Raw genomic sequence first — 12,416 nt, 5'->3', positions numbered from 1 at the left:
AATCGCTTATTTTTTAAGTATTCAAATTTTTATCATAGACCCTGAAAAGCCCTTAAAAGTAACAAATAGTAATAAAAGCATAACTATACTGTTAAATTAACTTCGTTACTATTTTTTAGAAGTTACTAAATAATTGATCTATTTGCTGATATTCATCTGTTGTCAAATTAACATGCAAAGCAGCTGCATTGCTTTTAACTTGATCAGCGTTACGAGCACCAGGAATTACAACACTAATTGCTGGATTTGCCATATACCAAGCTAACACGGTTTGTGTAACCGTTGCTTGATGATCAGCAGCAATTTTTCGTATTCCGTCAATCCCTTTCATAGCATCTTCATACTGCTTTTCACTGAAATCTCCCAATAATTGTCCACCATCACTATTCTTAAATTTATCCCAGTCTTTCAGATAATATTTACCAGTTAAAAGTCCAGATGCTAATGGGAAGAAAGGTACAAAGGAAATATTATTTTCCTGTAAGTACTTTAATTCCTCTTTAACTGGAGCTTGGTGAACTAGGCTGAACTGGTCTTCAACAATATCAACTTTGCCATTTTTATTTGCTTCTTTAATCTGATCTAAAGAAAAATTGGAAACGCCGATTGCTCTTATTTTGCCTGCTTTTCGTATTTCATCTAAAGTTTCAATTACTTCATCTTTTGGCGTATCCTTGTCTGGAAAATGAATATAAAAAATATCAATATAATCAGTTTTCAACCTTAACAAGGCTTCATCGACTGCTTTTTTAATAAACTCAGGACTATTATTGATAGCCATATCATGAGACTTATCTTGGGCAGCCTTAGTAGCAATTATTACTTTTGAACGATCATAGTCTTGCACTACATCACCAATAATTTCTTCAGATCTTCCAAGACCATATACATAAGCTGTATCGAAAAAATTAATTCCTTGTTTTAAAGCTTCTCTTAAAAGATCATAGCCATCTTGTTCATCTAAATTCTGAAATAAGTTATGTCCACCAACTTTGTTAGTTCCTAAACCTAACGGAGTAGTATAAACGTCACTTTTACCAATTTTTATTTGTTTCATGTTGATTCTCTCCTAAATAAATGACTTGAGAGGCTCAAGGCAATAGTTTTGTAATTTATACATGTAAGAAAAAAGCAGACCATATTTCAAGTAAAGCTAAATCAATTATGTTAATTCAGTGTTTTTACCTATGGAATTTATAAAAAATCCCCAATATTAAACTGATTGAGATACCACAGTCATTAGTTTTTAATTACTTATTCTCAGTTTCTTTCTTTAACGCACCTGCTTTGAAAAGTTTTTCATATAGATCTACCATTTCTCCAGCCAAATCCCTAAAGGTTATTGCATTCATCAAATGATCTTGTGAATGAACTACCAGAAGGGTAACCTTCGTGTGATCTCCTTGAGCCTCTTTTGTCAGCATCCCTGTTTGAGAATTATGTGCTTCGTTCAAAGATTGATCCGATTCTTTCAATTTGGCACGTGCACCTGCAATGTCACCCTTTTTCGCAAGGCGAATAGCTTCAAATGCAAGACTTTTAGCGTTACCACCATTGGCAATAAGTCCCATGGCTGCTTCTAAAGTTTCTTGTTCTTTTTGTTCAGGTGTTTCTTTTTCAGACATCATAATCCCCTTATCCGTTAATCAAGTCTTCAGCTTGTTGTAAAACCTTTTTACCATCCATCATGCCATAAGCACGCATATCAATAACTCCAAGAGGAATATCCTTACCTTCTTTTCCTTGACCTTGGACTTTATTCTTGAAGTCGTCTTCCATATAACGAATTTGAGGTCCAAGCAATACACAGTCGGGATGATCTTGTTCAATGTGTTGTGAAGCTTCTGAAGCTGGACATGCAAAAATATGTGCGTCAATACCCTGATCCTTCGCAGCTTGCTGCATCTTAGTAACTAACAAAGATGTACTCATTCCAGCACTGCAGTTAAGCATAATAGTTTGTTCTGCCATAATAATACTTTCCTCCTAAAATGTATCCTAATATTAATATCTTCTATTATAGCACGTTTAAAATAGCGCTTACTAATATATCCATTAATTTTTATATTATTCGAAATTTATGATTACATCTAATTTTTTCTAATTAAAAATAAATATTCGTGGTTATACACTACTTTGCTTACCACGAATATTAATATAATATAGTCTAAATGTATCTTTTAAAAATTTACATAATAATTGCCTATGGTCTTTTAAAAAATCAATTAAAATCCTCTAAAAGTCATAACAATTCCAGCAATACCAATAATTAGCAAAGCCAAACCAATAATTAAAGATGTCCACATTGCAAGTGGCATAAATCCATTATTGGTACCTTTATGCAAAATTCCACGGATATAAACGACACTATTAACTATTTGATAAGACCCTAAGGCCATCATAATCACAGCAACGATCATTAAAAAAGCTGCACTTGTTAAAAAGTTTGTCATTTTAACACCCTCTTTTAAATTAACTTACTATATTATAAATTAATTTTACCACCTTTTTAAATTAAGGTGGGGAAATTTTATCATATTTTTTTAACTTTAAATTTAAAAATGATAAAACACACAAATAAATCCGCCAACTAATAGTATTATCCCAAAAATAAAAGCAAAAATAATTGCAAAAAGCGAGAACCCGTTATTTGTACCATTCTGCAAAATTTTCTTAGCATATTTGTAACTGCTAATTATTTCAAAGACAGCCAATACAATTAAAACTATGCCTATTATTTTCTGAAATACTATACCATTGAAAAAGCTTCTCATTTCAACCGCCTTCTTCGATATTAAAAAAGCCCTTTCATTTTAGTTTTTCCTATTATAAGTCTTTTAATAAAAAAAGTATAGCATCTCTGCTATACTCTTTTATTTAGAATTCTTCATCTGCTGTCCCAGAATCAATATCTTGGTAGTGATAAACTCCAGTTTTACCTGCCTCTAAAGTAGCAGAAAGCAACTCCTCTGTTTCTAACTGACTGCGATTGATGAATAGTTCCAGCAGCATTGGAATATTAACACCTGTAATAATTTCTATTTCCGGATTACTCTTAAGCAGGCTGACCAGCGTATTAAAAGGAGTTCCTCCCTTTAGATCTGTTAAACAAAAAACTGTTCCTTTAAGATCGCTAATTTTCCCACTTATTTCTGCCTTTAATTGTTCTAAAGATTCGCCTTCTGTGAAACTCACGGTATGACAGTTTTCTTGTTTACCACAAATCATTTCTGCTGACTTTAATAATTCAGGTGCTGAATTACCATGTGTACAAATAATTACTCCAACCATATAATCACACTAAAACTAATAATCTAAGCAGCGGTAATAACGGCGTATATCCATCGGGTGACGGTTAATATGCTCAATATGAACATCAATTCTGTTATTAATCGCATGGAAGACAAACGGCGACAAGGTGCCACGATATTTTTCAGAAAAACCTGGCAGATCATAATCTTTAGAGTCTATAATTGTATAATTACCGCAGATTTCAGGTAAAAATTTGGCAACACGTTCACTTAATGGCCGTTGACTGTCTTCACCAACATAAACGGTAACTGGAGTATCACGGTCAACAATTTCAAACATCCCATGGAAAAATTCTGCAGCCTCCACTGCGCGAGTCCTAATCCAGTGTTGTTCTTCCCAATAGCACATTGCATATGAATAAGTTGCACCCCATTGATTGCCGGCACCGACAAAATAATGAATTTCATCGTCATGGTGCTTTTCAGCAAACTCTTGAGCAAATTTATCTGCATTTTCTTCAATGTCAGCAATGTCTTTTGCAAAATGTTGATCCATTTCTTGATAAAATTCGTCATAATCTGGAAATTCGCCATTCAAATACATTAAGCGGTCTCCAACCATAAAGAATTTTAACTGTTCATTTTCAGGATAAGAAATACAATATGTTAGCATTGAAGCTAATTTAGCTTTCGGATCGTCCATAAAACCTAAAATTATTGCACCAACTTGGTTTAATTTTTTTACTGCATCAACCATTTCTTTAGTATTTCCAGTAACTGAGGAAATCACCACTAACGTCTTATCGGTAATACGTTTATTTCCAGTTACATTATATTCAGCAGCATTTTGATAAAAAGTTTCTAAACCACTTTTTTCCTTCATGTGGATATTAGCTTGCATCCCCGAAGCGTAGGTACCACCGATTCCTAACCAGCAAATATTGGTTATGCCTTTTTTAAATAGTGGATCAATCATATCGTTAATTTGGCTCCGCAGTTTAAGAGCACCAGTCATACTATCAATTAATTTTTGTTTATTAAACTTACGCATTTTTCTTCCTCTTTTTTTAAAATTATTCTATATTTTTGAAGCTGTTATCTGATCAAAATCTGGGTATGCAGAATGTTGCAAATCTATCTTCTTCACTTGTGATAACTTATAGGCCAGCAAGTGAATCGGTACAGTCATAAATAAAGAAGTTAAAAGCTCGTTTGTTGTAATACCTAGACTAAGGTCGACAGCTGTTTCACTTTCATCTTTACCTGCACATATTGTGTAGACATTTTTAACATGCTTATTTAAGAATCGCTTTAAAAGCGCCAATCTGTCATGCAATTTTCCCATCGGGTCTAAACAAATGATAAAATCGTCCGCATTCAGCCCCAGATAAGGACCGTGCATGTATTCTTCCAGTTCTTTTCCCCAAGCACTAATACGAACTGCTTCAGTCGTCTTGGTTTCACCTTCGCGGCTGACACCATAAGCTGCACCGTAACCGATAAAAACTAATCTCTTCGCGGTGGCAAATTTACTAATGTTATTTTCAACCCAACTACTTGCACGCTTAATTACTTCAGGCATTTGGCGAGCTATATTTTTTATTTCAGCTAAGATTGGTGTAAATTCTACAGACGAAAGCTTGCCTGTTTTTTGTGCAATTAACATTGCTAATAACATTAAATCTAAAATTTCTACGCTATAGCCAGCACTGACATAAGGCATTTCTTCAACTGGCATTCCCATATCCAAAACGTGATGACAAACCTGGCCAACTGGACTATCAAGTTCACTGGTTAAAGCAAAGACTGTATTACCGGCATCTTGTAATCGCTGAATAATTTTTACTACAGAATAGCTGTGACCGCCTTGAGATATTGCAATGCATAAAGAATTTTGCTCAACATGAAGCAAATAGTTTTCCGCTATAGACGGCTCTTCAATTTTTACAGGCATTTTTAAAATATTACTCATAAACGGCAATGCACCATATGCGGCATTAGAGCTTGAACCAGTGGCATAAATAACAACATTAGTAATATTATTATTTATTTGACCTATCTGCTTAGCAAACAAGTCCTCATAATTTTGCAAAACTGCTTCATAATATTTTGGTTCTAAGTGGACATAATCTTCTATACTTTTCACAAGAGTCTCCTTAAATTATTGACCCAACAGTCCTGACCAGGCACCAAATATTCCGATTGCTGCTATCAGCAACAAAATATATTGTGATTTCCAGCCTTTTTTATCAAGCCAGAAAATAAAGAATGTGAACAATAGAGGTAAAATACCGGGAACAATGCCATCACAAATTTTTTGAACGGTAGTCGCTTCAGCACCACTACCAATTTTCAAAGGCATTTTCAAAGTTACCATGGTCGCAACCATAGCCCCGACAACAGCAAGTCCTAAAACAGAAGCACCATAGGTTAACTTGTCCATTAACCCAGTCTTTTGCACTTTATCAATAAATGATGAACCGATATTGTAGCCAATAAACAAGCCATAGTATCTAGTAATAATGGCCGGAATATTAAAGATCAATAAGAACAAAATTGGTCCTAAAATATTTCCTTGCATTGCCAAAGAAGTACCAATTCCTGTGGCAATAACCCTTAACGTACCCCAAAAGAATGAATCACCGATACCACTCAAAGGACCCATTAGAGCAACTTTAATGTTATTGATTGAAGCTGCATCAAAATCAGGATCAAGTTCGTTTTGTTCCTCCATCGCAATTGAGATACCTAAAGGAAAAGTACTGAGCCATGGAGTAACATTATAAAACTCCAGATGACGTTTATAGGCTTCTTTTAATTTTTCCTTGTTTTTACCATAGATCTTTCGCAAAGCAGGAACCATGGAGTAAGCATAGCCAAGATTCATTTGGCGCTCATAATTCCAAGCCCATTCCATTGTGAACGACCGCCAGAATGTTTTCATTAAATCTTTTCTGGTGAGTAACTTAGAATTCTTCATCTTCATAATCTATGCCTCCATCATCTGAATCTTTTTCATTTGTATTATTAGAATTAGCAGCAGTATTTACTAACGGTTGACCTTTAAATGCGGAATAGCCAGTTAGAATAAGTGCCAAACATGCACCGAAAATGGCTACGCCAGTTACTGATACTTTGAGATAGACTGCCAGGGCAAAACCAATAATAAAGAAAGTGACATTATTTTTGTTGACCATCATCTTAAGCAGAAGAGCGAAACCATATGCTGGCAGAAGACCAGTGGCAATTCCCAAGCCATTGATAATGAACTGAGGAATAACGGCTAAAATCGCCTTAATTACGGGGCTACCTAAGACATAAGAAATGCCAACTACTAACCCTATTGGCAAGTTAACCGAGAAAAAGCCTCCCAGAACGTTCATTCTACTTACACCACTGCCGTCAGCTTCTTCGGCATATTTATCAGCGCGGTGAACGAAGAACGGTAATATGAAAATAAAGCACAAATTTTTGATTACCAAAACCAGTGATGCGATGGGAATACCCAGTGTTAAGGCAACAGCAGTGCTTTTACCCGCTCCAATTGCAAAAGCGGTTCCCAAAACACTACCGGAAATTATTTCTGGGGGAATTGCCGCACCAATAGAAAATGAACCAACAAAGGCTAACTCTAAAGTTGCCCCCATAATAATTCCCTGATGCAGGTTACCCAACACCAAGCCAGTTAACGTACAGGTTACAAGTGGCCTTGACAGCATTGATGAACCTACAAAATATTCGCCATTACCCATCATCGCAATTAAAGCCAAAATAATTGCGGTTAAATATACATTCATTATTTACCTCCAATCATTTTTTACGAAATTCTTGTCTTTCATCATTTGGCACCTGTTGAATCCAGACATCCACTCCCTTTTGTTGCAGTTGATCTAATTCACTAGCTTCTTCTGCAGTTAAATTAATTGTTTTAGAGTAGTTTTCTGTTCCTTCTCTGGGCTTAGTGCCACCAAGATTAAGGCCCGTTATTTTATCACCAGTTCCCTTAATAAGTTCAACAGCGTCAGCAACTGATTCAACTACGATCAACATTTTATATTTGTCCGTTATGCCCGAATTAATTGCTTTTATGCTGTCTGCAACAGACTTCATTACCAACTTAGACTTTTCTGGCTTGGCCAGCCTGATAGCCGACTTACGGAAATCATCATGGGCAACATCATCGTTTACAACAAATATCGTGTTAACGTCTAAACTATTGAACCAAGAAACAGCTACTTGTCCATGCACCAACCGATGGTCAACTCGCACTAGTTTAATCACTTTTCATTCCTCCATTAACTAAAATCTATTGAGTACCTTGTTTTTAAAGCATCTTGCAGTCTGTACTCCACGGCTACAATTTTGCCTTCTCTAGTTGAGAATAGGTTCATAATTTTAAATACTGGATCTTTTTCCTGAATATGAAATTGTTTACTAATTTCTTCGGTTGCTTTAATTAATTGAAAGTCTTGATATACATCATCCGGTTTATGAATACCAGTATTGACTGCTTCAATTATTGACATTACTTTTAGACAATTAGGATCAAAACCCGGAAAGTTATCGAGGAGCAGAAGTAAATGCTCACATGTAATTTCATTCTTAATTTCAGCTGTAAAGGAAATATCATATAGCAATTCGTTTGAACTTACATTAAAAACCGCAGCATAATATGAACCAACCAGTCTTAAATAAGTTTCTTTAAATTTTATTTTGTCTGCTGACTCCAAGTATAAAGGCTTGATAATACCAGTCATTTCCAAAATATTTTGTTTAGAAATTATTGGAGCAACAAATAAACCACTTCCTTTTTTACGGACAACCTTATTTTCAGCTACTAATTGATTAACAGCCTTTCTAATTGTTGTTCTACTGACATCATATCTTTTTTGTAATTCAACCTCATTGGGTAAAGTGCTACCTGGTGGATACCCACCATTAATAATTCTTTTATCCAAATCGGCATATACTTCTTTAAAAAGCAAAACTATTCCTCTTGATAATCATAAATATTATTAGCATTAAAATGATATTTAAATTTATTTCCTACTAAATATTGAATTGTACTCTCAATTGGTAAGTCATCGTCTTGATAATTGAAACTGTTTACTTGATAAAGAGGAGTACCTTGTTTGACTTTCAACAGACTGCTTATTTTCTTATCGGCCAAAAAACAAGAGATACTTTCTTTACCATAACTTGGCCTCACATGATACTCCTTCTCTAGAACCTCATAAAGTGATTTATTAGTAAAATCAATCTTTGCCATTTTGCTAAAATTCTTCTGACTAAAATACGTTATTTCGTATGTTAGGGCGATATCTTTAACAAACCGAACCCGCTCAATTTTGATAACTGACCCTTTTGAATTAAAAAAATGATCTAACCTCTTGGGCATTGTTTCGATAGTTGTTGCCAGATGCTTGATGCTAACTGTCTTATTTTTAAATTCAGTAGTCATTGACTCCATTCCCAGCATATTAATGTCAATTTTATTGTTAGAAATTATTCCAGTCCGTTCTTTTACCAGTACTTGTCCCTCATTTTTGAGCCCATCCAATGCATGTTTCACTGCATTGCGACTAACTTGCAATTTCTCCGAAATTTCGCGTTGTGAGGGTAATTCTTTCACTTTTTTAAAGTGAATTAAAAATTCTAAATACTCTTGAACTTGAACCGCAGCAGTTCTTTCTTTGAATTCCATGATGTCTTCTTCAATCTGGTATCATTATTTTATTTAATTGCTTCTTTTTTTGCAAATCACCTTTTGTTTAAGACATTTAATACCTTAAATTTTTGCTTTAAAAATATATCTTTTAAATATTTGATACCAGATTTATAGTAATCGCTTCCACAGCTCTTGTCAATATTTTTTTGTTTAGTTTTAGTTTCCAACTTTTTCAGAGCATTTTTAAAGTGAAATATACCCTAACCGTTGGTAATTAAAGGCAAAGTAAAGTAAAATATTTAAGGATTAAAAGGGAGTGGCACAATGTCGAGACTTGAAAAGCCTGTCGTGATTGGTATTACTGGTGGTTCAGGCAGTGGAAAAACTACTATTGCACAAAAAATAGTTGCTCAAATGCAGGAAGATGAACATGTCCTGATTATGACACAGGATTCTTATTATAAAGATAATACTGGCATCCCTATGGATATACGAATGAAGATCAATTATGATCATCCCGATGCCTTTGATGTACCCTTACTAGAAAAGCAACTGCGCGATTTGTTAGCATATAAAGCTATTGAGATGCCTGTTTATGATTTCAAGGAGCATACTCGCAGCAAAAAAACCATTCATAAAGAACCTGCTGATATCATTATTCTCGAAGGAATTTTAGTTTTAGCTAATAAAGAAATTCGTGATTTAATGGATATTAAAGTATATGTTGATACGGACGATGATATTCGCTTTATTAGACGTTTAGAGCGTGATTTAAGTGAACGAGGGCGCTCAATTGACTCTGTAATTGATCAGTATCTGAGCACGGTTAAGCCAATGTATCATCAATTTATAGAACCTACTAAGCGTTATGCCGACATTATTGTTCCGGAAGGTGGCAAAAATGATGTGGCAATTGATATGTTGACTACTAAGGTTCATTCTATTTTAAGTAGAAAAGAAAAATAATCAACAATAAAAAAATCAAGCTTGAATCAGCTTGATTTTTTTACTATTAGATCAATCTATATTTTAATAATAAGATCAAACACAAATATTTTACTAATTTTTACTTCTGAAGTCTTTTAATTTATCCATAAATGATTTTACTCTATTTTCATCTACTGGATTTTCAAATATTCCATCTTTTTTGAAATACGTCGCTACAAAAGCACCGTCAACTTTACTGTAAATTTCTTCAATTGAATCTAAAGTCAAACCTGTAGTGGCAAACACCACTTGATTAGGTGCCGTATTTTTGATTTCTTTTAACACATTCATATCAATCTTTTGACCAGCAATAGAACCAGATACGCCAAAAGCATCAACCATATTTTCAAAATTAGCTGTTTTAACAGTCTCTTGGATCGTTCTTCCGCCAAGATCACGACTAGACTCAGGACGAACATAGTGAATAATTTTAAAATTGTCCATTCGCAAATTTGCTTTATGACGCTGATGAGCACCAACGTCTTGATTTACAATTCCAGAATTACTGGAAAAACAGCCAGCAAATTGACCTCGTGTATATTGTCCTCCTACAGCAGCATTTAGAGCAATTGATGCGCTTGGATCACTTATTACGTTACTACCAAAAGGCACTTTAATAATAGGCTTCACGACTCCAATAACATATGCCATTGCTGCTAAAACTTCTTGAGAAACCTTATTTTGATACGGGAAACTAAATTCATTAGAGAACATTAGTCCATCTATGCCACCATTTTGAAGAGCAACTATATCATGCTTAGCACTATCAATTACTTTTTCCATGCCACCTTCGAAATCATACATAGGGTCCGAAGGTAAGGCCTTTAAATGTACTAAACCAATTGCTACTTTTTCAGTACCAAAAATATCTGTTAACCATGTTGTCATTTTATATTATCCCCTTAAAAACTTATAAAACTCCAATAAATGAGCATAACATTGCCACTACAAACAACCCAATCATAATTTTAAAAACACTAACATTTTTTCTGAGCAATACAAAGCAGATTACTACAGCAAGCACGCTAAGCATTCCTGGTAAAATTGAATTAAGCAGATCTTGAACAACAATCTTTGAACTGCCAGCAACTATTTTTAGTGGGGTAGTTATCTTGACATTGTTTACAGTCATTGCGCCCGCTATGACCAAACCCAAAATGGATAAACTATTGGTCAATTTTTTCATTACTGACTTATCAGTAATTTTAGTTAAAACTTTTTGTCCTAAATTATAGCCTTGAGTAAACGTAGTAAATCCTAATACTATTAAATAGATCCCATAGATTAGAGCATAAACAATTGGTCCAGCTAATTTGCCTCCTGTTGCCAAATCTACACCAACAGCTAGCGCAATAGTTTTTACTAATCCTTGGGTAATGGTATCGCCAATTCCTGCTAATGGACCCATTAATCCAATTTTAATAGCATTAATAGCTTCGCCAGATACAGCTCCTCCATTAGCATGATCTTCTTCCATAGAACAAATCATTCCTGGAATAAAAGCACCCCAATTATTTTCAGTGTTAAAAAAAACTAGATGACGTTTTAAAGCTTCAGCTCGTTCCTCTTTAGTATCATAAAGTCGATTTATCACTGGAACCATTGCATGGCAAAAACCAAGTGACATCAATCGTTCATAACTCAAACAACTCTCTGAAGTTGTTTCCCATAACAGGAAAACTCTCATTAAGTCTCGTTTAGTTAATTTCTTTTTCTTCACTACTTCACCTTTTGTCGAATCACTCATCGTCAGCGTCTCCCTCAACTAATTTATTTAATCCTAGTGCCCAGAATAATAGTGCACAAGCTCCTCCAACTAAAGTAACTGCAATTATATTGAATTTTAAGTATGCCACACAAACATAACCAATAATTGCAAAACCAACGAATTTGCCATTATATACTTGTTTCAGCAGCATTGCTATTCCTAGTGCAGGTAAAACAGTACCGACTGCATTCAAAGCATTCAAAATAAATTTCGGCAAAGAATTCATTATTCCTTCAAAATAAGTTGCGCCAAAATAAACTGAAAGGAAAGCAGGAATGCCATACCAAATAATAGAAGTTAGAACCGGAAGCAACCAGTTATAAATCCAAATTAGTTTGGTTTCACCTTTTTCTGCATATTTATCAGCCATATGTACAAAAATTGCATCAAAAGTCATTTTTGCATTACTTGCAATTAAGCCAAGAGTTCCTAAAGAAACTGCAATCGTTAAACCTACTTTTGGTGATTGATGAGACACAATAGTGACAGCTGTTCCAATAATTCCGGCATAACATTTATCATAGGAACTAATCCCACCAACAGTGACTTGTCCCATGTATAACAATTGAATAGTTGCACCAACTATAATTCCAGACTTTATGTCTCCCAAAAGTAAACCAGTGATCGTGCCACTTAAAATAGGTGCACCATTTACAAACCAGCCAAGGTACTCTACCCATTGACCACCATTAAACCAAGCCCAAAGGCCAACTAACAAAGCCTTTATAAGCATATCTTCTCC

General features: G+C 34.6%; 17 protein-coding genes. 1 reads left to right on the top strand and 16 read right to left on the bottom strand.

The window, feature by feature from the left end; all coding sequences use genetic code 11:
- Positions 1 to 115: 115 nt before the first annotated feature.
- From DKL58_RS02555 to DKL58_RS02495, 13 genes are all read right to left on the bottom strand, one after another.
- Positions 116 to 1,057, bottom strand: coding sequence for an aldo/keto reductase (locus DKL58_RS02555; RefSeq protein ID WP_109585979.1), 942 nt, complete (start codon positions 1,055 to 1,057; stop codon positions 116 to 118).
- 193 nt (positions 1,058 to 1,250) lie between these two features.
- Complete coding sequence (locus DKL58_RS02550) at positions 1,251 to 1,628, bottom strand: PTS lactose/cellobiose transporter subunit IIA (RefSeq protein WP_045927689.1); 378 nt, start codon at positions 1,626 to 1,628, stop codon at positions 1,251 to 1,253.
- 7 nt (positions 1,629 to 1,635) lie between these two features.
- On the bottom strand, positions 1,636 to 1,971 hold the full coding sequence (locus DKL58_RS02545; RefSeq protein WP_034977128.1) for a PTS sugar transporter subunit IIB: 336 nt from the start codon (positions 1,969 to 1,971) through the stop codon (positions 1,636 to 1,638).
- 254 nt (positions 1,972 to 2,225) lie between these two features.
- Positions 2,226 to 2,453: a hypothetical protein gene (locus tag DKL58_RS02540; RefSeq protein ID WP_109585978.1), complete on the bottom strand. Its 228-nt coding sequence runs from the start codon at positions 2,451 to 2,453 to the stop codon at positions 2,226 to 2,228.
- A gap of 102 nt (positions 2,454 to 2,555) precedes the next feature.
- Positions 2,556 to 2,774, bottom strand: a complete 219-nt coding sequence (locus tag DKL58_RS02535) for a hypothetical protein (protein ID WP_109585977.1) — start codon at positions 2,772 to 2,774, stop codon at positions 2,556 to 2,558.
- A gap of 103 nt (positions 2,775 to 2,877) precedes the next feature.
- Complete coding sequence (locus DKL58_RS02530) at positions 2,878 to 3,291, bottom strand: PTS sugar transporter subunit IIA (RefSeq protein ID WP_109585976.1); 414 nt, start codon at positions 3,289 to 3,291, stop codon at positions 2,878 to 2,880.
- Between the two features lie 15 nt (positions 3,292 to 3,306).
- The gene (locus DKL58_RS02525) at positions 3,307 to 4,302 is read right to left on the bottom strand and encodes an SIS domain-containing protein (protein WP_109585975.1); all 996 of its coding nucleotides are present in this window, start codon (positions 4,300 to 4,302) and stop codon (positions 3,307 to 3,309) included.
- A 27-nt stretch (positions 4,303 to 4,329) separates the two neighbouring features.
- Positions 4,330 to 5,397, bottom strand: a complete 1,068-nt coding sequence (locus tag DKL58_RS02520) for an SIS domain-containing protein (protein ID WP_109585974.1) — start codon at positions 5,395 to 5,397, stop codon at positions 4,330 to 4,332.
- A gap of 15 nt (positions 5,398 to 5,412) precedes the next feature.
- A complete protein-coding gene (locus DKL58_RS02515) occupies positions 5,413 to 6,237 on the bottom strand; it encodes a PTS system mannose/fructose/sorbose family transporter subunit IID (RefSeq protein WP_109585973.1) in 825 nt (274 codons plus the stop codon).
- Positions 6,218 to 7,048, bottom strand: a complete 831-nt coding sequence (locus tag DKL58_RS02510) for a PTS mannose/fructose/sorbose/N-acetylgalactosamine transporter subunit IIC (protein WP_109585972.1) — start codon at positions 7,046 to 7,048, stop codon at positions 6,218 to 6,220. The genes DKL58_RS02515 and DKL58_RS02510 overlap by 20 nt, the downstream gene beginning before the upstream one ends.
- Before the next feature lie 13 nt (positions 7,049 to 7,061).
- Positions 7,062 to 7,532 (bottom strand): PTS sugar transporter subunit IIB, encoded by a 471-nt coding sequence (locus DKL58_RS02505; RefSeq protein ID WP_109585971.1) that lies wholly within the window; start codon positions 7,530 to 7,532, stop codon positions 7,062 to 7,064.
- A gap of 14 nt (positions 7,533 to 7,546) precedes the next feature.
- Entirely contained in the window at positions 7,547 to 8,236 is a 690-nt protein-coding gene (locus DKL58_RS02500; RefSeq protein WP_239386416.1) for a GntR family transcriptional regulator, read from the bottom strand.
- A 2-nt stretch (positions 8,237 to 8,238) separates the two neighbouring features.
- On the bottom strand, positions 8,239 to 8,955 hold the full coding sequence (locus DKL58_RS02495) for a GntR family transcriptional regulator (RefSeq protein ID WP_109585969.1): 717 nt from the start codon (positions 8,953 to 8,955) through the stop codon (positions 8,239 to 8,241).
- A gap of 288 nt (positions 8,956 to 9,243) precedes the next feature.
- Between DKL58_RS02495 and udk the strand changes: the two genes are divergently transcribed.
- Entirely contained in the window at positions 9,244 to 9,885 is a 642-nt protein-coding gene (gene udk, locus DKL58_RS02490) for a uridine kinase (RefSeq protein ID WP_109585968.1), read from the top strand.
- A gap of 93 nt (positions 9,886 to 9,978) precedes the next feature.
- Here udk and DKL58_RS02485 read toward each other — a convergent pair whose 3' ends face one another.
- From DKL58_RS02485 to DKL58_RS02475, 3 genes are read right to left on the bottom strand one after another with little or no spacing between them, the layout of a single operon-like run.
- Positions 9,979 to 10,794, bottom strand: a complete 816-nt coding sequence (locus DKL58_RS02485; RefSeq protein ID WP_109585967.1) for a BtpA family protein — start codon at positions 10,792 to 10,794, stop codon at positions 9,979 to 9,981.
- 22 nt (positions 10,795 to 10,816) lie between these two features.
- Positions 10,817 to 11,653, bottom strand: a complete 837-nt coding sequence (locus DKL58_RS02480; RefSeq protein WP_109585966.1) for a PTS system mannose/fructose/sorbose family transporter subunit IID — start codon at positions 11,651 to 11,653, stop codon at positions 10,817 to 10,819.
- The gene (locus DKL58_RS02475) at positions 11,646 to 12,407 is read right to left on the bottom strand and encodes a PTS mannose/fructose/sorbose/N-acetylgalactosamine transporter subunit IIC (RefSeq protein ID WP_109585965.1); all 762 of its coding nucleotides are present in this window, start codon (positions 12,405 to 12,407) and stop codon (positions 11,646 to 11,648) included. Before DKL58_RS02475 ends, DKL58_RS02480 begins: the two co-directional genes overlap by 8 nt.
- Positions 12,408 to 12,416 lie beyond the last annotated feature (9 nt).

The organism is Lactobacillus kullabergensis (genome assembly GCF_003151025.1).
In the GTDB taxonomy this organism is placed as follows: domain Bacteria; phylum Bacillota; class Bacilli; order Lactobacillales; family Lactobacillaceae; genus Lactobacillus; species Lactobacillus kullabergensis.
This window is presented reverse-complemented; position numbering and strand designations above follow the sequence as displayed.